At 53.5% G+C, this 22,868-nt stretch carries 20 protein-coding genes; 13 read left to right on the top strand and 7 right to left on the bottom strand.

Going from position 1 to position 22,868, the window contains the following annotated elements; genetic code table 11:
- Positions 1 to 291, bottom strand: a 291-nt coding sequence (locus CF651_RS29970; RefSeq protein WP_245856212.1) for an FAD-dependent oxidoreductase, incomplete at its 3' end; no start/stop codon positions are given.
- Positions 292 to 916: 625 nt separating this feature from the next.
- Here CF651_RS29970 and uxaC point away from each other — a divergent pair.
- On the top strand, positions 917 to 2,323 hold the full coding sequence (uxaC, locus tag CF651_RS29965) for a glucuronate isomerase (protein ID WP_094018537.1): 1,407 nt from the start codon (positions 917 to 919) through the stop codon (positions 2,321 to 2,323).
- Positions 2,324 to 2,386: 63 nt separating this feature from the next.
- Here the strand turns inward: uxaC and CF651_RS29960 are convergent, their stop codons facing one another.
- Both CF651_RS29960 and CF651_RS29955 read right to left on the bottom strand, forming a co-directional pair.
- Positions 2,387 to 3,109 carry an S-layer homology domain-containing protein gene (locus tag CF651_RS29960; protein ID WP_094018536.1) on the bottom strand — a complete coding sequence of 241 codons (723 nt, stop codon included), beginning with the start codon at positions 3,107 to 3,109 and terminating at the stop codon, positions 2,387 to 2,389.
- The gene (locus CF651_RS29955; RefSeq protein ID WP_094018535.1) at positions 3,106 to 3,756 is read right to left on the bottom strand and encodes a hypothetical protein; all 651 of its coding nucleotides are present in this window, start codon (positions 3,754 to 3,756) and stop codon (positions 3,106 to 3,108) included. Before CF651_RS29955 ends, CF651_RS29960 begins: the two co-directional genes overlap by 4 nt.
- Before the next feature lie 332 nt (positions 3,757 to 4,088).
- Between CF651_RS29955 and cls the strand changes: the two genes are divergently transcribed.
- Positions 4,089 to 5,537 carry a cardiolipin synthase gene (cls, locus tag CF651_RS29950; RefSeq protein ID WP_281254530.1) on the top strand — a complete coding sequence of 483 codons (1,449 nt, stop codon included), beginning with the start codon at positions 4,089 to 4,091 and terminating at the stop codon, positions 5,535 to 5,537.
- A gap of 354 nt (positions 5,538 to 5,891) precedes the next feature.
- Here cls and CF651_RS29945 read toward each other — a convergent pair whose 3' ends face one another.
- Entirely contained in the window at positions 5,892 to 6,371 is a 480-nt protein-coding gene (locus tag CF651_RS29945; protein ID WP_094018534.1) for a hypothetical protein, read from the bottom strand.
- Between the two features lie 199 nt (positions 6,372 to 6,570).
- Between CF651_RS29945 and thiM the strand changes: the two genes are divergently transcribed.
- The 8 genes from thiM to CF651_RS29905 all read left to right on the top strand — a co-directional run bounded on the left by thiM (position 6,571) and on the right by CF651_RS29905 (position 15,669).
- The gene (thiM, locus tag CF651_RS29940) at positions 6,571 to 7,383 is read left to right on the top strand and encodes a hydroxyethylthiazole kinase (RefSeq protein WP_094018533.1); all 813 of its coding nucleotides are present in this window, start codon (positions 6,571 to 6,573) and stop codon (positions 7,381 to 7,383) included.
- A 187-nt stretch (positions 7,384 to 7,570) separates the two neighbouring features.
- Entirely contained in the window at positions 7,571 to 8,248 is a 678-nt protein-coding gene (locus CF651_RS29935) for a hypothetical protein (protein WP_094018532.1), read from the top strand.
- A gap of 137 nt (positions 8,249 to 8,385) precedes the next feature.
- Positions 8,386 to 8,886 (top strand): DinB family protein, encoded by a 501-nt coding sequence (locus CF651_RS29930; protein WP_094018531.1) that lies wholly within the window; start codon positions 8,386 to 8,388, stop codon positions 8,884 to 8,886.
- Positions 8,887 to 9,099: 213 nt separating this feature from the next.
- Positions 9,100 to 9,762, top strand: a complete 663-nt coding sequence (locus CF651_RS29925) for a GntR family transcriptional regulator (protein ID WP_094018530.1) — start codon at positions 9,100 to 9,102, stop codon at positions 9,760 to 9,762.
- 575 nt (positions 9,763 to 10,337) lie between these two features.
- Positions 10,338 to 11,837 (top strand): extracellular solute-binding protein, encoded by a 1,500-nt coding sequence (locus CF651_RS29920; RefSeq protein WP_094018529.1) that lies wholly within the window; start codon positions 10,338 to 10,340, stop codon positions 11,835 to 11,837.
- Positions 11,838 to 12,053: 216 nt separating this feature from the next.
- Positions 12,054 to 13,511: an alpha-ketoglutaric semialdehyde dehydrogenase GucD gene (gene gucD, locus CF651_RS29915; protein WP_094018528.1), complete on the top strand. Its 1,458-nt coding sequence runs from the start codon at positions 12,054 to 12,056 to the stop codon at positions 13,509 to 13,511.
- 49 nt (positions 13,512 to 13,560) lie between these two features.
- Positions 13,561 to 14,472, top strand: coding sequence for a dihydrodipicolinate synthase family protein (locus CF651_RS29910; protein ID WP_094018527.1), 912 nt, complete (start codon positions 13,561 to 13,563; stop codon positions 14,470 to 14,472).
- A 27-nt stretch (positions 14,473 to 14,499) separates the two neighbouring features.
- Entirely contained in the window at positions 14,500 to 15,669 is a 1,170-nt protein-coding gene (locus CF651_RS29905; RefSeq protein ID WP_094018526.1) for a mandelate racemase/muconate lactonizing enzyme family protein, read from the top strand.
- Between the two features lie 245 nt (positions 15,670 to 15,914).
- On the opposite strand, the gene CF651_RS29900 is transcribed toward CF651_RS29905, so the two are convergent.
- From CF651_RS29900 to CF651_RS29890, 3 genes are all read right to left on the bottom strand, one after another.
- Positions 15,915 to 16,250: a type II toxin-antitoxin system PemK/MazF family toxin gene (locus tag CF651_RS29900; protein ID WP_094018525.1), complete on the bottom strand. Its 336-nt coding sequence runs from the start codon at positions 16,248 to 16,250 to the stop codon at positions 15,915 to 15,917.
- Positions 16,247 to 16,549: an AbrB/MazE/SpoVT family DNA-binding domain-containing protein gene (locus CF651_RS29895; RefSeq protein WP_094018524.1), complete on the bottom strand. Its 303-nt coding sequence runs from the start codon at positions 16,547 to 16,549 to the stop codon at positions 16,247 to 16,249. The genes CF651_RS29900 and CF651_RS29895 overlap by 4 nt, the downstream gene beginning before the upstream one ends.
- Positions 16,550 to 16,808: 259 nt before the next feature.
- On the bottom strand, positions 16,809 to 17,942 hold the full coding sequence (locus tag CF651_RS29890; protein WP_094018523.1) for a glycerate kinase family protein: 1,134 nt from the start codon (positions 17,940 to 17,942) through the stop codon (positions 16,809 to 16,811).
- A 196-nt stretch (positions 17,943 to 18,138) separates the two neighbouring features.
- On the opposite strand from CF651_RS29890, the gene CF651_RS29885 reads away from it, so the two are divergent.
- From CF651_RS29885 to CF651_RS29875, 3 genes are all read left to right on the top strand, one after another.
- On the top strand, positions 18,139 to 19,302 hold the full coding sequence (locus CF651_RS29885) for a CdaR family transcriptional regulator (RefSeq protein ID WP_094018522.1): 1,164 nt from the start codon (positions 18,139 to 18,141) through the stop codon (positions 19,300 to 19,302).
- 66 nt (positions 19,303 to 19,368) lie between these two features.
- Entirely contained in the window at positions 19,369 to 21,702 is a 2,334-nt protein-coding gene (locus CF651_RS29880) for a helix-turn-helix domain-containing protein (RefSeq protein ID WP_094018521.1), read from the top strand.
- 237 nt (positions 21,703 to 21,939) lie between these two features.
- The coding region (locus CF651_RS29875; protein ID WP_342746637.1) for an ABC transporter permease at positions 21,940 to 22,868 on the top strand (929 nt) is incomplete at its 3' end.

The following is a 22,868-nucleotide window of genomic DNA, read 5'->3' as shown; positions in this document are numbered from 1 at the left end:
AAAAAAGTCGGAAAACGATGTTCCCTTTAGTCTCGGGGGCTCGGAGATGTTTAAAAGAGACAGATATAAGGTAATGCCATTCTCCTCGTACCAGCTCCAGTCGTTGATCACGATATCGTTGATATTCGCATCCCCCGCCAATACCGAGGACAACAGGATCCGGTTATAGTTCGGGTGCGGCTCGCTGCCGAAAATCGTAATTTCGTACTGGTTCGGCGCCAGCTTCAACAGCTGCTCCACGGCGTTCACGCCTGCCATGCCGTTTCCGATAAGAACCAACTTCTTTTTCATCTATACCACTCCTCTATAGGTGTAAGATTACATTACATATCTAATGTTAAAGAGATAACTTGATTGAATTCTATTGTACGGGATTTTCACCATGTCATAAAACTTAACATTTGCTATATCGATACAATAACTTAGAATAACGGATAATTCAAGATAAATTTAGAAAAAAATATGTAAAATTAAAAATGGTTTTAAACTAAAAACGAATATTATTTATTATTTTTATATTAAACGTTCGTTAATTTTGGAGATTAATGTAAAGCGAGTCCTGTTTACAGTTTTTTCTTACAAATAATGGGTACTGGGTCCTTTAATATTTGTGTGAATATACATGACATTGGTGTGAGTGTGCTTTTTTACGAATATTACTGAGGGAAAAGAATGGGCTTTTTCGGAATTTCACTTTTTTTGGTGAAAAGATAGCTGTGTTCAATTGTAATCGGTTTCAATAGGGGGGAGTGAGGGGGGAGCAGGTTTGGATGAGAAGGCCATAGAGATGGCAAAATCCGTTCGGTGGAGGGCAAAATGCTATTTGTATTTTCATAGTAAGTAGAGTACGATATACTGTATTACGACCATTGTTCACGTGAACAAAATACAGGAATGAAGGTGGAATGGAACAGTTATGAAAAAGTTTTTGGATGAAAACTTTCTGTTAACGAACGCAACCGCTATCAATCTATACCACAATTATGCAAAAGAAATGCCCATCATTGATTACCACTGCCACTTGAGCCCGCAAGAAATATATGAGAACAAAACGTTCAAAAATATTACGGACGCTTGGCTCTACGGCGATCACTACAAGTGGAAGGCGATGCGTGCGAACGGCGCGGAGGAAAGATTCGTAACCGGCGGCGAGAACACAACCGACTACGACCGCTTTCTGGCATGGGCCAAAACCGTTCCGCAAACGATCGGCAACCCGCTGTATCATTGGTCTCATTTGGAGCTTCAACGGTTTTTCGGCATTTCGGACCTTCTGAATGAAGAAAGCGCTCCAGCCATCTGGGAAAAAGTGAACGCGCAGCTGAACGGCGAAGGCTTCGGCGCCCGTGACCTGATTAAGAAATCCAACGTGCGCGTGATCTGTACTACCGACGATCCTGCGGACTCGCTGGAATATCATATCAAAATTAAAGAGCTTCCGGATTTCGATGTACAGGTGCTGCCTTCCTTCCGTCCGGACAAGGGCCTTGAAATTAACCGTGAAGGCTTCGTAGCTTGGGTGCAAAAGCTGGCACAAGCCGCGGATCAAACGATCGGGAACTACGATCAGCTGTTGGCTGCGTTGAAATCCCGCGTAGCGTTTTTCCATTCCGTAGGCGGCCGGGTTTCCGACCATGCGCTTGACTACGTTGCTTACGCTGAAACTACCAAAGAAGAAGCGGCGGCGATTTTTGCCAAAGCATTGCAAGGCAGCAGCGTAACGCTTGAGGAAGAGAAGAAGTACAAAACGTACACGCTTGTATTCTTGGGCAAGCTGTATGCAGAGCACGGCTGGGCCATGCAGTTCCACATTAATGCACACCGCAACAACAATGTGCGCATGTTCCGTACGCTCGGTCCGGATACCGGCTTCGATTCGATCAACGATAACGCGATTGCTGGACCGCTGGTTCGCATCATGGATGAGCTGGACGGCGAAGACAAGCTGCCGAAGACGATCGTGTATTCCTTGAACCCGAAGGACAACTATGTTCTCGGTACGATTATCGGCTGCTTCCAGGGCGGCGGGATCCCGGGCAAAATCCAATTGGGCTCCGCTTGGTGGTTCCTCGATACGAAAGACGGCATGCTGGAGCAAATGAAAGCTTTGGCGAACCTTGGCTTGCTGAGCCGTTTTGTCGGTATGCTGACGGATTCCAGAAGCTTCCTGTCCTATACGCGTCATGAGTACTTCAGAAGAATCTTGTGTAACCTGATCGGCGAATGGGTAGAGAACGGCGAAGCGCCGGACGACATGGAGCTGCTCGGCAGCATGGTTCAAAACATTTGCTATAACAACGCAAAAGAATATTTCGGTTTCTAATCCTAGTAAATATGGAAAAGCCCCGGTTTTACACGAGAGCGTGTACATTCCGGGGCTTTTCGTCTATTTCAGTGCCTCTTCCAATGCGGCCTCAATGCGATTCAACGGGTCTGCCGCTGCCTCCGGCTTGTTGTAGAGCCTGCTGGCCGCGGCGTCGTCGGCGCTGACAGCCTTATCCTCCTCGACCAGCTTCTGCAGCAAAGTACGCTCGCTGCCCTTCAGCCGGGTCTGGATGGCGCCGTAGGCGACCGCGACCATGTCGTCGCGACGGAATACGGCCGCCTGCGCGATCCGCTCCGCGTCGACCGCGCTAAGCAGTCCGCTGGCCGCGGCGAGCTGGCTCGCCTGCTGCGGCTCCGCCTCCGCGTAGCCGAGCGCCCGCAGCGTCAGCGCCATGAATTGTGCGCCGGTCATACTGGCGTCTGGCGCGAACGTGTCGTTGGTGATACCGTGCACCAACGTCTTCTCATAGGCAAAGGCGATGGACTTTGCCGCCCAATGCTCCGCCGGTACGTCCGTGAACGGCGAAGCAAGCCCTTGCGTGCCGGCAGCGGCGGTTTCCCAGCCGAACAGACGCAGCAGCATGGCTGCCCCCTGCGCGCGGGTGAACGTCTGGTCCAGCTCGTAGCCGCGGTCCGTGCCTTGCAGCAGCTTCAGCTGCCCCAGCACTGCGGCCTTGCTCTCATGCTGGACGCCGCCTTCTGCTGCGTCTGCTACCGCCGCTGCGCCGGTGATCCAGAGCGCCAGCAGCAGTGCGCACATTGTTTTCAACAGGCTGGTCTTCATTTCCCCACCGCCTGATTCGTGCCTGTAAACTTCAGCGTCGTCAGATCAATCTCATATTTGGTCTCCGTCAACTGCTGGAAGTAGGGATCCGCCGTCCCTTTTAAATTCCATTGAAAGCCTATCGACATGCTCATGGGATTGCCGTACTCGTCCCAATTGCGAGTAAGCTGAATGGTCTTCCAGCCTTCGGAGTAGTCTTTGATGACGGCGCTTCCTTCAATTTTTTTGCCTGTCACGAATTCGGTTTTGCGTCCTCTGACTTGAGAACCATTTCCATAAATCGGTCCACCCCCATTAGATAAGGCCCGGACACTGTGGGTTCCATCCGACACCCGGATGAATTCCTCCGTAAACGAGGAGCCCCCAGGGTTGGTGAGCTTCACGACACCATATAACACCTTGATTGGCCCAGGGTTGGTTCCTCCGTAAACGGCAGTATTCACAGATGCTCCAGCCTCTGACTTCTTCGCAGTGGACTTGGGATACGCGGTGAACTCCGCCGCATACTGGACTTTGATGTCCTGCATCTCGTATTTCAATGCTCCTGGCTTCAAGGCTGTTTTCTCCGCTCCCAACGCCTGCGTGCTCAGGCTCATGCTGCCAATCAGCAGAAATAGAGCAATGGTTTTGCTGAATTTCCTGTTCATTCCAACACCCCTTTTTTCCATACATTACTAAATATTTGGTGTTGTTGGCAAGGATTTCTTGTCCATTCAACTTGGAATGCCAGAGTCAGCAGCTTGTTCCGGCTGAGAGGATTTCCTCTCTAAGGGGTAAGGATAGGGGTAACAAGGTGGATAAAGTATCCAATAGGGAGTATGCTAAAAATGACAGCTTTCCTACGGAAAGCTTAACGAATGCTTACGAAGCTAGCTTTCCTGCGGAAAACTCAGCAGATGCTTACGAAGCTAGCTTTCCTGCGGAAAACTCAGCAGATGCTTACGAAGTCAGTTTTCCTACGGAAAACTCTCAGGAGGTGATCCCACTGTTCCAGGATATATACAACATGCTCACAATCCTCAATTATTTCTTCGCGGTAGCCATCATTTTTCTGGAGCGGCGCAACGTTATATCTACATGGGCCTGGCTGATGGTTCTCCTCTTCCTTCCGGGTGTAGGCTTTATCATCTACTTATTAGTCGGTAAAACATTCAACGGCCGGCGCTTGAAGGCGATGACGGACGAGACGAGGGAGGAATTTAACGCTGTTTCCCGTCAGCAGACGGAGCAAATCGAGCAGGGGGTCATGCACTATGTGGACCCGACAATGGAAGCGTACCACGATATGATGCATATGAACCTGATGAGCAGCCGCTATTCGGTGCTGACGCAGGACAACCAAGTGGATATTTTTACGGACGGCCAGAGCAAGTTCGAGTCGTTGTTTGAAGCGATCGAGAAGGCGGAGCTGTACATTCATTTGCAGTATTATATTGTGCGTGCCGATGTGCTGGGGCGGCAGCTGATCTCTCTGTTGGCGAAGAAGGCGAGGGAGGGTGTCGAGGTCAGGCTGCTTTACGACGATGTCGGAAGCTACGGGCTGCGCAAAAGCATCCTCAAGCCGTTGCTGGAAGCGGGGGGCGAGGCGGCGGCTTTTTTTCCATCGCGCATCCGGTACCTCAACTTGAGACTGAATTACCGCAATCATCGCAAAGTATGCGTTATCGACGGCAAATGGGGTTATATCGGCGGCTTTAATGTCGGGGATGAATATTTGGGGCTGGATCCGAAGCTGGGGTGCTGGCGGGACACGCATTTGAAGCTGGAGGGCAGCGCCGTCAAAGTGCTCCAGGCCCATTTCATGATGGATTGGAACCGTACCTCGGCACCCTCGATCAGCTATGAGGCTAAATATTTCTCCGAGGATATGCATCCGCACGGAGTCGGCATGCAGATTGTGTCCAGCGGGCCTCACTCGAACCGGCAGCAGATCAAAAACGCCTATATCAAAATGATCCACTCCGCGAAGCGAAGCATATGCATTCAATCGCCTTACTTCGTTCCGGATGAAAGCTTGTTGAATGCGTTGAAAATGGCCGCACTATCCGGCATTGACGTCAAGGTCATGATCCCGGACCGGCCGGACCATTTCTTCGTGTTTTGGGCATCCCGCTCGTATCTGGGCGAGCTGTTGGACAATGGCGTGCGCTGCTTTTTGTATGAAAAGGGCTTTCTTCATGCGAAGACGCTGGTTATCGACGGCAAAGTCGCCTCGGTCGGCACCGCCAATATCGATATCCGCAGCTTTAAGCTGAATTTTGAGATCAACGCATTTATTTATGATACGGCAACAGCCACGAGGCTCCAGCAGCTGTTTATGAACGATTTGGACCATTCGGTTGAGGTAACGATCGATTCCTACAGACGCAGATCCTACGGCAGCCAAATTAAGGAGTCCTTCGCGCGGCTGCTGTCGCCTCTATTGTAATGATGGCAAAAAGAGTGTCCTCCACAGGGAGGCCGCTGAAAAAGCTACAGCTGCATGGACGGATCGTTCATCCGATCGCTGTTGTCCCCGAATTTTCTCAATTTCAACCCGCTTATAGCAGTCAAAATCCGGGGACAAAGGCGAACGCTTACGCTTCTACAGAACGATTCCGTCCACTCCCCCCGTTTTTCAGTGGCCTCCTCCACCGGCGGACACTCTTTTTCTTAAAACGCTAAAGCCTGCTGTAGCCGGATAACCGGATAACTGGATTTCCAGCTTTTCGGCGGTATGCCAGGCAAGGTCAAGGCACGCGGTCAGACACGCAAACGGAACACAGGCTCATTCACTTACCGGTTATGCGTGATGTCGGGTGAAGCCTTCTTCCTTCAAATATTGTTCGGCTTCCTCGTACGTTTCGAAGGCGGACTCCAGATTGTTTCTGTCGTATAAGTACCACAGCTCGTCCTCATAAAAGAGACGCAGCGTATGGTTGTCCGGTCCGGTCCACAGCTGCTCTTCCGCTTCGCCAGACGGGCTTTCGGACGGATCCTCGCCATCCGGGGCAAGGGAACGAATCGACGCTTCGAGCAGGGCGCGGAGCTGTTCCTCGGTAAAGTCACGAATGTTGACGAGCCCCTTGTCATCGACCGAATAGCCTTTCAAATGTCCGGCGTAAACAAAGCCGTTACCGTTTTTGTGCAGGTGGTACACGACATTTTTGCGGTCAAATCCGCTTTCCTCGTATTGAAAATTGACCCGGCCCAACGAGACGTCCTTGCGTTGAAGCTCCGGGAACGATTCGATAACGGCCAGCTTTTGTTCGAAAGTGAGCATGATTGATTCCTCCGTGATCCACATGTGATATGATTTGTTGATTATAGCATAGGAAGCTGCTGACACCAATGCAGGGCTCTTGACGAGCGTTGGACATACAGTGTCTGTTCCGTTCCTAACAAGGCGGTTTGGCAAGGGGCGCCCATTGGTTTATGATGTAGGTACAACAACCTATTCTGAGAAAAGGAATGAATGCATGATGGAAAATCAAGCGATTGCTGCTCTATGGCAGCAAGTTCGGGAGACCAACCCGCTCGTTCATAACATTACAAATGTCGTCGTCACGAATTTCACCGCCAATGGGCTGCTGGCGCTGGGAGCCTCGCCGGTCATGGCGTACGCGAAGGAAGAAGTGGCGGACATGGCCGCCATCGCCGGCGCGCTGGTGTTAAACATCGGAACGCTGTCTGCGGGTGAGGTTGAGGCGATGCTCCTCGCCGGTCAATCCGCCAACGCGCACGGCGTTCCGGTGGTCTTCGATCCGGTCGGAGCCGGCGCGACCGCGTTCCGGACCGACACGTCGCGGCGCCTGCTGCGCGAGGTGAAGGTCGACGTGCTGCGGGGCAACGCTGCGGAGATCGCCCATGTGGTCGGCGAAAGCTGGACCATCAAGGGCGTAGACGCCGGCAGCGGCGGTGGCGATGCGGTGGCGCTTGCCCAGCGCGCGGCGCAGCAGTTGGGCTGCATCGTGGTCATCACCGGCGAAGAGGACGTGGCGACCGATGGCGACACGACGTACGTGGTGGCCGGCGGCCACCCGATCCTGACGCGCGTGACCGGCACAGGGTGCCTGCTCACCAGCGTCATCGGCGCCTTCGCCGCGGCTGCGCGGGGCGCCTCGCGGCCGCTGCTGGAGGGCGCGGTGGCCGCCCTCGCCGGCTACAGCGTAGCGGCGGAGCAAGCAGCGGGCGAACGCCCGGCGCCGGGCAGCTTTGCCGTGCGGTTCCTTGACCGGCTCGCGGAGCTGAGCGGGGCGGACATCGAGCGCGGAGCCCGCGTACGGCGGGTGTAGGCAAAGAAGCAAAGGTACCGATGCAAGACGGCCCTGTGTCGCAGCAAGAGCGACCGGGCCGCTTTTTTTATAGTCTGACTATGACTTGAAATTACAATCCCGGTTTGCAGTTTTTTCTCCATGTCAGCAACATTTTCCGCCAGTTTACGTCCTAGAGGGTACGATAGAGGATAAATTTGGAGGGATTATGAAGAGGCTGTACATCATTGGACTCGTAACCGTGTTTCTAACGGCATGCCATTCCTCACCCGGTGGGAATCCGGCTCATTCCGCGAAGGTAAACGATGTTGCACCGGTGAACCAGGCGTCGAGACACCCGGAGCAGGAGCAAGAGCCAGGGCCGGAGCGTGAGGAATTAAGCCGGATCAAAGAGGTTCTCTCCAAGCATGCCGCAGAGCTAGAGGAGAAGCACCATATTAAGCTGTTGGTGGCAGGAGTGGGCTCGGATCATATTATGGTGAAGGTGCGGCGATCCGGGGATGTGGAGCAAACGGTGCCGGAGGCGGAGCTCGAGGCGTGGAAACAGGCGTTGTTCGAGCTCGTCGGCTCACCCTTCCCTCTCAGGCTGTCGGTACAAACGTGCTGTACGGCAGAGGCAGGGGTATCCGGTAAAATTACCTCGTTCGATAAAGAGCACAACCGGATTCTCATCGTGAGCGCGTTCAAGAAAAATGGGAGCGGCCCTGACCCCGAGGCGACATGGCTCTCTCTTGCGGAGGATGGAGTGCTGATTACAGGCGGCACGAAGGTTAGCACGGGCTTGGACGCTTCCATCGTCGGACGGGAGGCGAAGGCTTGGACTACGGGGCTGATGCTGCAGTCGTATCCGCGTCAGGCATCGGCATTGAAGATTGAAGTGGAGTAAGCGCGGAAACGGATATCGCCGAAAAGCATCCGAACACTGACAGACTATTGTCAGTGTTGCTGTCCTATAATCATAACAAGATCGATGATGATTATTGCATCGATATCCAACCTTACACATGAATGGAGGCCGTCCCCATGTTTCATACCATTGAAAGCTTTATTGAGGAATACTCGAATGAAGCTGCTGCGACCCAAAAATTGCTCGATGCGCTGACAGACGCATCCCTTCAGCAGGAGGTAGCCCCCGGCTACCGCACCCTCGGCCATCTCGCATATCATCTGATTCCGAGTGAAGGCCTTCTAAGTCCGCTCGATCTGCAGCTTGAAGTCCCTGCCGAGCAAAGCCAGCCTCCGGCTGCGGCTTCCGAGATCGCTGAGGCGTACCGCAAGGTGACGCAATCACTGCTGGAGGCCGTTAGAACACAGTGGACCGATGAAAAGCTGGAGGAAAGCGCCTTGGTATTCGGGGCAACGTGGAAGAACGGACTCACCCTGTATGCTTTAATGAAGCATGAGATTCATCATCGTGGTCAATTAACGATTTTGATGCGTCAGGCGGGCCTTCCCGTTTACGGGATATATGGCCCGACGAAGGAAGAGTGGCAGTCGATGGGGCTGCCGGTTCCAGCTATCTAACCTAAGCCAACGGATGAACTCTCTTAAGGACAACTTAAGGGAGTTCATTTTTTTTGCCCCTCGTCTATTCCTCATTGACAAAATGAGGGTCCGATTGATATGATCAATTTGAGATATCTGATATATCAGATACCCGTAGGAGAATGAATTGGAGCTTTGTCCGATGCGTGATCCTCTGTTTTTAACCGAAAATGCGGCATGGAGGGATGAACCATGGAACTGCGCGTAAATATAAGCTCACAGGTGCTCTCCATAAGGGATATGGTCTACGAAACGTTGAAGGAAGCGATACTTACCGGCCAAATCGAGCAGGGAGCCCACCTGAAGGAGCGGGATATTGCGGAAAATTTTGGCGTCAGCACGACCCCGATCAAGGAAGCGTTGAGGCGGCTGGATCAGGAAGGGCTCGTCATTACAAAGCCCCGTATCGGGACGTTCGTATCGAATCGGATCATGAGCTCCATCGAGGAGATCAGCTGGGCCCGTTCCGCGCTGGAAGGAGTGGCGGCAAGGCTTGCGGCCATCAAGATTACCGACAGGGAGTGCGAAGCGCTCCAATTGCATATCGAGAAGATTCGCGAGGCGACTCTGGAGAACAACGGGGATATTATTTACCAGCTGAATGAGGCGTTCCATCAAAAGATTCTCGATATTGCAAGCAACGACTATATCGTTCAGCAGATCGGTGCGGTTCGGGCATTTGACCGTGCGGTAAGGAAGCAGGCGCTGTCCAATCATCAGGAATTTGAACGGGCTTTTCAGGAGCATAAGCTGATTTGCGATAAGATTATCGAGAGAGACCCTGACGGAGCGGAGGAAGCGATGCGCTGTCATATCCGCAGAACGGCATCCTATGTAACGCAAAACAAGCTGTGAAAGAGGAAGGGCCACTGAAAAACGGACGGAGTGCGCGGATTCGTTCTGTAGAAGCGCAAGCGATCGCCTTTGTCGCCGGATTTTGACCGCTATAAGCGGGTTGAAATTGGGAGAACCTAGGGACCGCAGTGTTCGGAACGATGATCCGTTCATACAGCCGTAACCTTTTCAGTGGCTTCGAGAGAGGATGCCCTCTTTTTACATATTCAAGCAGGGAGGCTGCTTGGACAAGGGTGGCCGAGCAGCACGATGATAGCACAGGCCGTCTTGAAGGAGGGCAAAGCGGTTTGCTCTTGCTTATGGAGCTGAACGCGGTCGCTCATCTTCACAAGGCTTCGCTAGGTTGATATATCATATATCTCGTGAGAGGGGTGATCATCGAATCCGTGTGCTTAGTCGGAGAGAGCTGCCTTCAACGATTTATGTAAACGGATACAAAAAGAGTCGACAGCTCGTTGGCAGGCTAGCGATAGAACCGACAGAAGGCACGAGCGTAATCATAGGATGGATCGGTAGCGGGGAGATACAGCATACGGATCGCATGTTCACATTCATAACCTTAGGGAGGGTTTTCGATGAAACTGAAACGTAATACGGCTATGCTTTGTACGGCTGCATTAACGGTAGGCCTCGTATCCGCTTGTGCGAATAAAGGCACGGAGGTGGCGCAGACAAAGGAGGATCCGGCAGTTCCGATGGAGGTGTCGCTCGCTTTGCGCCAAACCGGGGACATTCCTGCGGCAGGCAACGACGTGGAGCAGGCCATCGAGAAATACACGAACACGAAGCTCAAAATTCAGTGGATTCCTCAAGCTGCTTTTAACGATAAAATCAACATTATGTTGGCTTCAAGCGACGTCCCCAAAATTATGAAGGTTAATTACGTTCCTGCCGTGATCAATGCGGCCAAATCGGATGCTTTTTGGGAAATCGGGCCCTATCTGAAGGACTATAAGAACTTATCCGCACAAAACCAGCAGTACTACGATAACATCCAAATCGACGGCAAAGTATATGGCATTCCGAATTACCGGGATATCGGGCGTGCGGCGGTTCTGTACCGCAAAGACTGGTTCGACGCGCTGGGTCTGAAGGTCCCGACATCGATGGATGAATGGTACACAGTATTGAAAGCGCTAGCAGCAGGCGATCCGGATAAAAACGGCAAGGCCGATACGTATGGTACCGCCTTGTTCAAAGGCTATAACGACGGGACGCAGCCCGTACTCACCCGTCTCGCGGTCAGTATCGGCGGTGTGAACCGGTGGGGTGTGCAGAACGGAAAATTTACGCCGGAATTTATGACGCCGCAGTTCGTCGAGGTGCTCAAGCTATTCCGGAAGCTGTATGAGGAGAAACTGATCAACCAGGATTTCGCGGCGACGGATGTGACCGAGGTCGATAAAATGATGTACGCCAACCGGGTCGGCGTGAGACTGAACGTATCCGCCCAGAACGGGCAGGGATACCAGACGCAGATGCCTTCCGCGGTCTGGGATGCGGCTCCTTTTATGGGACCCCAGGGTCCTCGTATTGCAGGCGAGCCGGGGAACTTCGGATTTCTCGCGATTCCAAAAGCAAGTGTAACAACGGAAGCTGAAGTGAAGAAGCTGCTCGGATTCCTCGACAAGCTGATGGATGAGCCGATGTCCACGCTGCAAATGAGAGGCATTGAAGGCAAGCATTATGCCAAGGTGGACGGCAACCGGACGGAGTACAAGGACTTTGCCGCGTTTCAGCGGGAAGTGAAGCCGTATCGGGATAACCTGTTGAACATCGAAGGCTACAATGTGGCGGATCTGAAGGATACCCCGATTGCAGAGAAGGGCACCAAGCTGGCACGGGAGGATCTTAAATACGCTGTGCCGAACCCGGCGCTCACCTTGACCTCGGCGATCTATTCGGAGCGGGGCAGCGAGCTGGATACAATGATGTCGGATGCGGCGACGAAGTACATTATGGGGAAAATCGACGACGCCGGCTGGCAGGCTGAGGTTGAGAAGTGGCGCAAGGCAGGCGGAGACACATTGATCAAGGAATATGAGGCAGCTTACGCGAAGACGGGGAAAAAGTAAGCTGGGTGACGGACGGTACCGCGGTTCCTTGCGATCCGGTACTGGAATATAGAGCCATGCCGCAACACGACAAGAGACGGTGGAACTATGCGAAGACAGATAACCAGGCTTTAGGGGTTGACGGATGTGGAAGCTTGTGGCAATATCTGATATATCAGATATTAAATATTATAAATCCGATGCAGGATTGGAATTTACAAAGGATGTGACCCTTGAATGAGCTTTACTGCAGGAGAAACGATCTTGAACTATATCCAGGGGGAGTGGACGGCATCGTCCACGGGTGAGCTCGACCCGAGCATCAATCCGGCTCAACCCACTCAGGTCGTCGGTTGGGTACAGCGCTCCAGCTTGCAGGATCTGGATGCGGCTGTAACATCCGCCAAGGCTGCCCAGAGGGCATGGCGGAAGCTGTCCGCTCCGGCGCGGGGCGAGTATTTGTACAAGGTCGCTGATTTGCTCGAGCAGCGGCTGGACGATATCGCGGAGACAATGACGCGGGAGATGGGCAAGACGTTCCCCGAGGCCAAGGGGGAAACCGCCCGCGGCGCAGCGATCCTCCGATACTATGCGGGAGAAGGAATGCGGAAGGTCGGCGACGTCATTCCTTCGACCGATAGCGAGGCGCTTATGTTTACGACCCGCGTGCCGCTGGGAGTGGTCGGTGTCATTACCCCGTGGAATTTTCCGGTGGCCATCCCGATTTGGAAAATGGCGCCTGCGCTCATTTACGGCAATGCCGTTGTTCTGAAGCCGGCCGGTGAAGCGGCGGTGACCGCCGCGAAGGTCATTGCCTGCTTCCACGATGCGAAGATTCCCGCAGGCGTGGTCAGCATGGTGACCGGCCAAGGAAGCGTAATCGGGCAGGGCATCATTGATCATCCGGGCATTAACGGCATTACGTTTACAGGCTCCAACACCGTCGGCAAAACCATCGCCAAGGGTGCAATCGCCCGAGGGGCGAAGTACCAGCTCGAGATGGGCGGTAAAAATCCGGTCATCGTCGCCGACGATGCCGACCTGGAGCAGGCGGTTGAGGCGACGATCAGCGGCGGCCTGCGTTCGACAGGCCAGAAATGTACGGCGACGAGCCGGGTGGTTGTGCAAAGCGGCATTTATGACGCTTTCAAGCAGCGGCTGCTGGAGCGGGTGCAGATGCTGAAGGTCGGCGACGGGATGGAAGCCGGTACCTGGATGGGACCGTGCGCCAGCGAGAATCAGCTGCAGACGGTGCTCTCGTACATCAGCCGAGGGCTGGAGGAGGGGGCGTCGCTGCTGCACGGCGGAGGCAAGCCTGCCGGACTGGAGAACGGCTTCTACGTGGAGCCGACGCTGTTCGATAACGTCCGGCCTCATATGACGATTGCGAAGGAAGAGATTTTCGGACCGGTGCTGGCGTTGATGAAGGTCGATACGCTGGAGGAGGCGCTTGCGCTGGCCAACGATTCGGAGTTCGGTCTCAGCGCTTCTATCTTCACGAAGAACATCGGCAGCATGCTGGCGTTCGTGAATGAGATGGAGGCCGGCCTCGTCCGCATCAATGCGGAGAGTGCGGGCGTAGAGCTGCAGGCGCCGTTCGGCGGCATGAAGCAGTCCAGCTCGCACTCGCGCGAGCAGGGCCAGGCGGCGATCGAATTTTTTACATCGATAAAGACGGTATTTATTAAATCCTAAATGTGCTCTACACCTAGTTATACATTACTACTACGAAAGGCGGTTGCGCATGTACGAGGCAATCAAAGAGAAGCTGAGAGGGATTAACGCCATCAACGTAACCCCTTTTAACGAGCAGCAGGGAATCGATTGGGCTTCCTTGAAGGATAATGTTATGTTTTTATTGGATCGCGGTATTCAAGCGGTGTATCCATGCGGCAATACAGGGGAATTTTACGCGTTGACGGTGGAGGAGGCGAAGCGGGTGACCCAATTCGTCACTGATCTGGCAGACAAGCGCAGCTTGGTCATCGCGGGTGTCGGTTATGATGCGCAGACGGCTTGCGATTTGGCCCGGCATGCAGAGGCGTGCGGTGCGGACGGGATTATGGTGCATCAGCCGACGCACCCTTATCTGCTGCCCGGCGGGCTGATTGCCTATTACAAGCAGATTGCGGCCTCTACATCGCTGCCGATCCTTTTGTATATCCGGAGCGAGCAGGTGACGCTCGAGGTAATTCGGGAAACGGCGAAGCTGCCCAATGTGATCGGCGTGAAATATGCGGTGAATCATCTGCCGTCCTTCAGCAAAGCTGTCGAGGCGGTGGAGGACGATATCGTCTGGATCTGCGGGACCGCGGAGCTGTGGGCGCCGTACTTTTTTGCGGCCGGTGCGAAGGGGTTCACCTCCGGTTTGGTCAATGTCGAGACCGATCGCCCGTTTCAACTGCTCGGGGCACTGCAGCAAGGCGATTATCCGGGTGCGATGGCGATTTGGAGCGAAGTGGTTCCGTTCGAGGAGCTGCGGGCGAAATATAACAACGGCAACAACGTCAGTGTCGTGAAAGAGGCGATGTTCCAGCTAGGACTGATCCGCGCCAATACGGTCAGGCCGCCTATAGCGGAGCTGAGTCAGGACGAGAAGACGCAGGTCACGCACATTTTGCAATCGTGGGGCAAGGCGCCGCGCGTACTATCATAAAAACTTGGGCTGAAGGAGAGCGTACGGATGAAAATATCGAATTTGCAATTAACCGTTGTGGGCATTCCCCGGCATACCGGATTTGTCAGCAAGCATGTGATCGTGGAAATCATGACCGACGAAGGAATAACAGGCATTGGGGAGATGTCGGATTTCTCCCACCTTCCGCACTATTCATTGGATGTGGCGGATTTGACGGCCGTACTCAAAAACATCCTGATCGGTAAAAACCCGTTTGATCTGTCTCTGATTAACAAAGAGCTGCTGAGCAACTTCCCGGAGACGATGTTTTATTACGAAAAAGGCAATTTCATCCGCAACGGGATCGATGCCGCTCTGCATGACCTGTGCGCCAAATCGCTGAACATCTCCGTAGCCGATCTGATCGGGGGCCGCCTTCAGGAGAAAATCAAAGTATGCTATCCGATTTTCCGCCACCGCTTCATGGAGGAAGTGGAGGAGAATCTGGAGGTGGTGCGTCAGCGGTTTAAGCAGGGCTTCGACGTTTTCCGTCTGTATGTCGGTAAAAATCTGGATGCCGACGAAGCGTTCCTGGATGCGGTTCAGTCCGAATTCGGCAGCAAGGTGACGATCAAATCCTTGGATTTTAGCCATTTGCTCGATTGGAAGCAAGCCTGGCAGGCCGTCAAAAGACTGTCAGCGTACCGGTTTCAAATGGTCGAAAGCCCGGCCGTTCAGAATGATTTCGAGGGACTTGCGCATTTCCGCATGAAGGTCGATCACCCCGTGAGCGAGCATGTATGGAGCTTCCGGCAGCAGTACGAGATGATCAAGCACGATTCGGTCGATATTTTCAATATATCGCCAATCTTCATCGGGGGGATCACGAGTGCGAGAAAAGCGGCCGCTGCAGCTGAGGTTGCAGGCAAAGGCTGCCTGCTCGGCACGACTCAGGAGCTGTCGATCGGTACAGCGGCGATGGCACACTTGGGCAGCTCGCTGACCAATCTGACCTACACGTCGGATCCGACCGGGCCGGAGCTATATGTGGCGGATATCGTGCAAAATCCGGTGAAATACGAGAACGGTTACTTGATTGTGCCCGGCCGTGACGTGCCCGGACTCGGGATGCAGCTGGATTGGGAGAAAATCGAGCAATACAAGGTGCCTAATCTGAGCTGGGGCAATGTATCGGTGCATCAGCTGCAGGACCGGACCGCGCAGACGAAGGCGTAAAGCTTAAGAGAGTGCGAGAATATAACAGCAAACAAAGGAAGCCCTTGAATTTTAGGAGGCAACTGAAAAACGGGCGGAGTGGACGGAATCGTTCTGTAGAAGCGTCAGCGTTCGCCTTTGTCCCCGGATGTTGACCGCTATAAGCGGGTTGAAACTTAGAAAATTCGGGGACAACAGCGATCGGAAGAACGATCCGTCCATGCAGCCGTAGCTTTTTCAGTGGCCTCAATTTTTGAGGCTTTCTTTTATGCCAGGATGGACCTGGTATTACGCAACACTGCTCTCATAAGTTCGGAGTCAACAGGGACATTACCGACGATTTTAATTTTACGTGTCCTTACATCAAGACTTTTTAATTGATCGGTCAGAACAACCCCAGTAAACGGGAGTCCATCGGGAAGAGGAACTTCAAAGGCATAGTCTTTTACTTGATTGGTAATTGGACAAACAACCGCAAAACCAGTTACGTCATTAAAATCTGCTTCAGATAATACAATTGCGGGGCGGCGTCCAGCTTGTTCATGACCGGCCTGTGGATCGAATTCTAACCAGACTAGATCGCCGCGAGCTGGAGTAGTCAAATGAATTCGTCCCCTTCAACACCAAAATCAATTTCTTTATGGCGTGGTGAATCAGGCTTTATTTCTGAGAGAAGTTTTTTTAGATGAGCACGTAACTCTTCGCGTGACTCATCTTGTTTAATCATTGGCCGTAACAAAATATCGTTTTCTGGAGTAACCATGATCTGAAGCTCTGCTCCTTCTTCTAAATTGAGGCGCTTCAATAATTGGTTTGGAATTCGGACAGCGCTGCTATTTCCCCATTTACTCAGTGTAGCGGTCGTCATCATGATCAAGTCCTTTCCTTCCTTATTATCCAATTATACCTCCTCCTTTCCATAATGTATATACAAAGGATATACAAATTCCGTGTTTTTGATACTTGTTCCGAAACACAAAACGCCCCTTTATTACCATTTTCAATTTTTATTCTTATGAAAGGTACACTATATATGTCCCTGGCAGCCGGCAAGCAAGAATAAAAAAGTGGTTGGAGCAGCACAACGGTGCGCTCCAACCACTTTTTTCTGTTTCCAAGCCTGGACGCGTAAGGCTGCGCCGTCGTCCGGGACTTCGAGACTAACGCGAGGCCGTCCGCAGCAGACGGGCGATATTGACGGCGGCATCGAACAAATAGGCCTCCGCATGGTCCAGGCAGTCCTCAAGCGTCGTCGGCTGATGGACAATGGAAAAGCACGCAGTGAACGCGCCGTACAGCTGCTCATGTCCCTGGCCCAAGCTCCCGGACAGGAGCAGGGCGTTCACCCCGGCCTCCCTCGCCAGTCCGGCGACATGAATGGGCAGCTTGCCGTACAGCGTCTGGAAGTCGCTCCGGCCTTCTCCTGTAATGACCCAGTCCGCCTGCGCCAAGTGCTCGCGCAGTTGAACGGCCCTGCTCATTACCTCGGCGCCGGGCTGAAGCTGCGCTCCCAGCACCAGCATGGCGAAGCCGAGCCCCCCGGCGGCGCCGGCCCCCGGGGTGACATGCAGCCCGTGCTGATCCAAATGCGCTTCAATGGCCAGTGCGTAACGCAGCATCGCAGGATCCAGAACGGTAAGCTGCTCGGGAGAGGCTCCTTTTTGCGGGCCAAAAATAAAGGTAGCCCCCTGCTCGCCGCAAAGCGGGTTCTTCACATCGCAGGCAACTTGTATATCGCATTCCCGGATTCTCGGGTCGAGCGAGGACAAGTCCGCGCCGGCAATCTCGAGTAGGGATGAGCCGTTGCCGCCGCCAACCTCTTTCCCCTGCGGGTCGGTAAATCGGCCTCCCAGAGCCTGCAGCAGCCCCAGACCGCCGTCGTTCGTGGCGCTTCCGCCCAGTCCGACGATGAATTTGCGGTAACCCTGGTCCAATGCGGCACAAAGAAGCTCCCCCACCCCTCGAGTGGTGGTATGCATAGGGTTTCTTAGTGGCGCCGGCACCATCGCCAAGCCGCAAATGCTCGCGACCTCCAGCGCAACGGTGTCTCCGGAAATGACACCATACACGGTGTCAACCTTGTCGCCCAGAGGACCTGTTAGCCGGATGGAAACCCGCCTGCCATCTGTCGCGGTAACTAACGTCTCGACGGTGCCCTCCCCTCCGTCAGCCAAGGGGATGACGATCGTCTCGGCGTCGGGTATTTCCTGTAAGATTGCTCTTTGAATGATGGAGCCTGCCTCCAGCGAGGACAAGCTTCCTTTGAATGAATCCGGGGCAATAACGAACCTCATGACCTACTCCCTCTCCGTTTCGTTTTCCTATTCCTTTCAGCGATCGGTCGAACCGGTTTTCAGCTTGCTCCTCTAATTATACCTTTGGTGCAGGAGAGAGGCATTGTACCCATTGACCAAATTTAGGGAAAATATGACTTTAAATTTTGGTTCCTTTGCTCAATAATGAATTATAAGAAGCAAAGGAGGCTGGACCGTGCTGACCCGTGAAATAGCTCAAGAGATTGTGTTCGAAACGATGTCGCGTCTCCATCGCAACGTCAATATGATGGACGGGAACGGCGTCATCGTGGCGAGCGGGGATTCGACCCGCGTCGATACGTTGCACGAGGCCGCTGTAGAAGTGATCCGGACAGGCCAGCCGGTGATCATCGGCAAGGATGACCGACACCGGTGGAAGGGTGCAGAGCCCGGGGTCAATCTGCCGATCGTCTTTCACCAGCAAACCGTTGGGGTCGTTGGGATTACCGGGACGCCAGAAGACCTGCTCCCTTTCGCAGAATTGGTCAAAATGACAACGGAAATGATGATCAAGCAATCATATTTTAAATTACAGTCGGAATGGAGACAGATTACCAAGGATATGATTATCCAGGAGCTGATCAAGCCGGCTCCTAGCGACAGGGAGGGAATTCAGCACCGGCTCGATGCGCTCGGTACCGATTTCAAGCCGCCGTATCAAGTGGCGGTCATTTTGTTCCCGAACCGGTCCTCCCATACGCAGGAGCTGCTGGAACGGCTGGAAGCAAGCCTGGGAACGGTTCACACGATCAGCAGCTTCCAGCATGTCAATCAATTAACGGTCATCTTCTTTGGCGAAAGCGAGGAGCGGATCAGGAGCAAAATCATCCGCATCACGGAAGACTACCGCAACAAAGCTGTCGCCTCAGTCGCAGGCCTAAGCTCGCTGGTAGCTTCCATCGGGCAGATCACGCACGCTTACCGTGAGGCCGAGGTGGCTTTGCGCTTCGCGGTGAAATCAGGCCAGGCGTTCACAAGCTATTTGGCTATCGAAACACAGGCGCTCCTGTATGAGATACCGGCAGACCGGAGAGCCCGTTTTGTAGACAGGCTGCTGCCGAAGGTGTCCCCAAAAATGCTGATGACGTTACGCGCTTTTTTTGAATGCAATCTGAACATAGCCCGTACGGCGGAGCGGCTGGGCATTCACAGGAATACGCTGATTTACCGTCTCGCGCAAATTAAAGAAGCGACTGGCTGCGATCCGCAAACGTTCGAGGAGGCGGTCACCTTACAATGGCTGGTGTGGCTCGGGGGGGGGAAACACCGGCTGCAGCAGGGCGGACAACCCCGCAGGACAAATTTTGACGCTTCAATGCCGTTCATGGACCGGATATAATGAGAGGGTCATCCTGGCCCCTGACAGGGCCTTAGAGAAATCGCACGGCGACAGGAGGAATCGGCAATGACGGGCTGGCTGAAAAGAGGGTACCGCACGCTGTTAGCCAAGCAGCAGGGTCGCGGCGGAAAATTTTTGCACCGGTTAATTTGGATCGGATGCCTGTCTGTCGTTGTCCCCACCCTGGCGGCAGGCTTAATTTATTACCGTGTTGCCATGGAACGGGAAAAGAATCAAATTGTCGATGAGAGCAAATCGTCCCTTGTCGTGATGAAGGACCGGACCGAGCGCATGCTGCAGGGAATGGAGAAGGAATCGTTGGAGCTGGCCGCGGATTCGATGATTACCGATTTGTTCGCAGGCCGGATTGTCGATCAGCCGGTCGTATGGCACTTGGAGCTTGTCAATAAAATTGCCTTAACGAAAAATGCAAACGATTTCATTAGCGAAATTTATTTTTACAGCAATCAGGAAAGCCTGGTATTGTCGAACAACTATGGCTCGATCGAGCTGAACGAATATAAGTACAAGCAAGATATCGAGCAGCTGATGGCGGCCCCCTCCCTAACGACGCAATGGATGTACTTGCCTGACAGTCAAAAGGAGGGGCTGATGAGCTTTGTGCGCAAGGTCCCGGTCGGCTCCAGAAGCGAGGCGCAGGGTGTTCTTGTGTTCCAGATCGATATGTCGGCTATGATCCGGTTTCTGCCGCAGGACACGTCTGTGATGCCGATGGGCAAAGAGCTTGTGTTCGTCAGCTATCCGCATCGAGTGAAGCCTTTAACGGAGAAAACGGGGGAAAGGCTCGAAACGCCCGGCCCCCTGCCCGGCATCCGGAGCATTATGGATTCATCCGAAGGCGTCGGCAGCTTTTATGAAGCTGGACCGGACGGTAAGCAGGCCCATTATTCGTTCATGAAGAGCATGTTCGGCCGCACCTACGTATCTATTATCCCCGAGGAGCTGATCTCCGACCGGCTCGTTTGGATCCGGGTCATTACGCTGCTAACCCTGCTGTTCTTCGTGCTGCTGGCCGTCATTTTCACCTATTTCAGCACCAAGAGGGCTTACAGCCCGATTGAACAGCTGATCAAGCATAGCAAATCGCTCGGCGCCGGACGGGTGCAATCGAGTGAGAATGAGTTTGACTACATCCGCACCTGTTTGGACTACTTAAGCAAGGAAACGCAGCGGTTTGGCAAATATGTGGAGAAAATTCAGCCGACCCTTCGTGAAAGATGCCTGCAGCAGCTCGTTAGCGGCGATTACCGGTGGAGCGGCTCGCTGATTCAGGACTGCGAAGCCTATGGCTTGGCCGTCAAAACCTCTTATGTGGTTATGGTCGTCGAAGTGGAAAACGTCATCCGGGAAACCCGGTTTCTCCCCGGAGACCAGCCGATTATTGCCTTCGCCGTAGCCAATGTGATTCAGGAGCTGATGGATAAAAACGCGGACCTGCAGGGCTACGTCTTCCCTTTTCAGGGCAGAGGGATCGGACTGCTGCAGTGGGATGAAGCTGCGGAGCAGGAGAAGCTTCCGCGGCGAACGATCGAGTTCGCCCAGTCGGTGTGCGATTCGCTGAGCAGCTTCCTGTCATTCGAGGCGTCGGTCGGCATCGGACGCTGCTACTCGCATATTGCTGACGTCCCCGTTTCTTATAAAGAGGCGGAGGTTGCGCTGCAGTACCGCATTTATCAGGACACGGCTTCCGTGCTGTACATTGAGGATTTGGAAAATTCAAAGACCCGCGCCATATTCCGTTATCCGCGGGAGCTGGAGGGGGCGCTCGTCGATTCGTTGTCCAAGGGCGAAATCGAGCACGCCGGGCAAGCGTTGGAGCAGTTCACCAAGCTGCTGCAGCACTCGCAGTCGTATCATTTTATCCGCCAAAGCTATTCGGTTCTCCTATCCGCCATTATTACGTCGATGGAGAAGCAGGGAGGGAATATTCTCGATATTCTCGAGCATAACTTGTTCGGCCAGCTGGAAAGCAAGCAGACCTCAAGAGATATTATCGATTGGTTCAAGGATGTACTGTTTCCGCTACACCAGAGGCTAATGAGCGATTTGCTCAATAAAGCCGGGTTGTCCGCCATTCGGCAAATTTGCCAGCATATTCAGGACCATTGCACGGAGGATCTTACCCTTGTGCAGTGCGCCGAATTGGTGGGCATGAGCCCTTCTTATGTGAGCCGGTTGTTCAAGAAAGAAATGGGCATCAATTTTCTCGACTACGTGGTGGCGTGCAAGGTGGAGGAAGCGAAGCGTCTGCTGCTTGAGACTGACCGGAGCATCAGTGAAATTGCCGCCGGCATCGGGTATTCCGAGCGTAATTTAACTCGTATTTTTCAAAGGCTTGTCCAGATGACCCCAGGAATGTTCCGAACGACTTACCGGTAAAAGCGGAAGCGGATTTCCTACGGATGTGCCGGACCTGGATTCAGGTCTATTTTTTTTGTCCTCCCCGCAGCTGCACCGCCTCCGGGGGGGGGTTGCAAGACGACAGACAGATTTTGACCTTGTCACTTTCGGGCATACCGTCATCAATTATTGTCTGTATCGTGCCTTTGTCAGGCCGTTTAGTATGGATCTCATAGGGGGGCGACCCCTCAGTACAACGGAAAGAGAGGTGTAACCATGATGGAGTCCGCCAGAGCCGCAGCCCGAGTCGAAGCGATTGCACAACAGGGCTACTGGCCCCGGCTGGGACGCCGCATACTGCAGCACAAAACGATGTATATGCTTGCGCTGCCCGGCATCCTATATTTTGCGTTATTCAAATTTGTCCCCTTGTGGGGGCTGCTTCTCGCCTTCCAGGATTACAATCCGTACAGCGGATTTTGGGGGAGCGAATGGGTAGGGCTAAAGCACTTTGCAGAGCTGTTTCAGGATAGCCATTTTTATCTGATGCTGCGCAATACGTTTGCCATCAACCTGTTCGGGCTCATTTTTATGTTCCCGCTGCCGATTATTTTGGCCTTGATGCTGAACGAGGTGCGGCACGAATTTTTTAAACGGCTCAACCAGTCGATTGTGTATTTGCCGCATTTTTTGTCCTGGGTCGTTGTGGCGAGCATGACCTTTTTCATCCTGTCTACCGATGTAGGCATCATCAACAAGCTGATCACCGCCTCGGGGGGGGAGAGCATCGCTTTTTTATCGAACCCGGACTACTTTTGGGGGTTGATTACTGCGCAAACGATGTGGAAGGAGGCGGGTTGGGGAACGATCATTTTCCTTGCTGCGATGGCAGGCGTGGACCCCCAAAGGTACGAGGCGGCTGTTGTGGACGGTGCCGGCCGTTGGCGGCAAATCTGGCACATTACGCTTCCAGCGATCAGGCCCACCATTTTTATTTTGCTGATCCTGCGGCTGGGTGCCATGGCGGACGTCGGCTTCGAGCAGGTGCTGCTGATGATGAACCCGCTCGTCACTTCCGTTGCGGAGGTGTTCGATACGTACTCGTATACGCAGGGCATTCTCAAAGGGCAGATTAGCGTCGGGGTGACGGTGGGCATGTTTAAGGGGGTTGTCGGCTTCTGTCTCTTTTACACTTCTCCAAGCCC

Source organism: Paenibacillus rigui (assembly GCF_002234615.1).
GTDB lineage: Bacteria > Bacillota > Bacilli > Paenibacillales > NBRC-103111 > Paenibacillus_S > Paenibacillus_S rigui.
The sequence above is the reverse complement of the archived record's forward strand: the minus strand, read 5'-3'. Positions and strand labels throughout refer to the sequence as shown.

Coding starts and splice junctions, on each gene's coding strand:
- CF651_RS29930 (WP_094018531.1), top strand. CDS start 8,386: ATGTTTCATACCATTGAAAGCTTTATTGAGGAATACTCGAATGAAGCT.
- thiM (WP_094018533.1), top strand. CDS start 6,571: ATGGAAAATCAAGCGATTGCTGCTCTATGGCAGCAAGTTCGGGAGACC.
- CF651_RS29960 (WP_094018536.1), bottom strand. CDS start 3,109: ATGAAGACCAGCCTGTTGAAAACAATGTGCGCACTGCTGCTGGCGCTC.
- CF651_RS29890 (WP_094018523.1), bottom strand. CDS start 17,942: ATGAGGTTCGTTATTGCCCCGGATTCATTCAAAGGAAGCTTGTCCTCG.
- CF651_RS29910 (WP_094018527.1), top strand. CDS start 13,561: ATGTACGAGGCAATCAAAGAGAAGCTGAGAGGGATTAACGCCATCAAC.
- CF651_RS29945 (WP_094018534.1), bottom strand. CDS start 6,371: ATGCTCACTTTCGAACAAAAGCTGGCCGTTATCGAATCGTTCCCGGAG.
- CF651_RS29925 (WP_094018530.1), top strand. CDS start 9,100: ATGGAACTGCGCGTAAATATAAGCTCACAGGTGCTCTCCATAAGGGAT.
- gucD (WP_094018528.1), top strand. CDS start 12,054: ATGAGCTTTACTGCAGGAGAAACGATCTTGAACTATATCCAGGGGGAG.
- uxaC (WP_094018537.1), top strand. CDS start 917: ATGAAAAAGTTTTTGGATGAAAACTTTCTGTTAACGAACGCAACCGCT.
- CF651_RS29935 (WP_094018532.1), top strand. CDS start 7,571: ATGAAGAGGCTGTACATCATTGGACTCGTAACCGTGTTTCTAACGGCA.
- CF651_RS29905 (WP_094018526.1), top strand. CDS start 14,500: ATGAAAATATCGAATTTGCAATTAACCGTTGTGGGCATTCCCCGGCAT.
- CF651_RS29955 (WP_094018535.1), bottom strand. CDS start 3,756: ATGAACAGGAAATTCAGCAAAACCATTGCTCTATTTCTGCTGATTGGC.
- CF651_RS29920 (WP_094018529.1), top strand. CDS start 10,338: ATGAAACTGAAACGTAATACGGCTATGCTTTGTACGGCTGCATTAACG.
- CF651_RS29880 (WP_094018521.1), top strand. CDS start 19,369: ATGACGGGCTGGCTGAAAAGAGGGTACCGCACGCTGTTAGCCAAGCAG.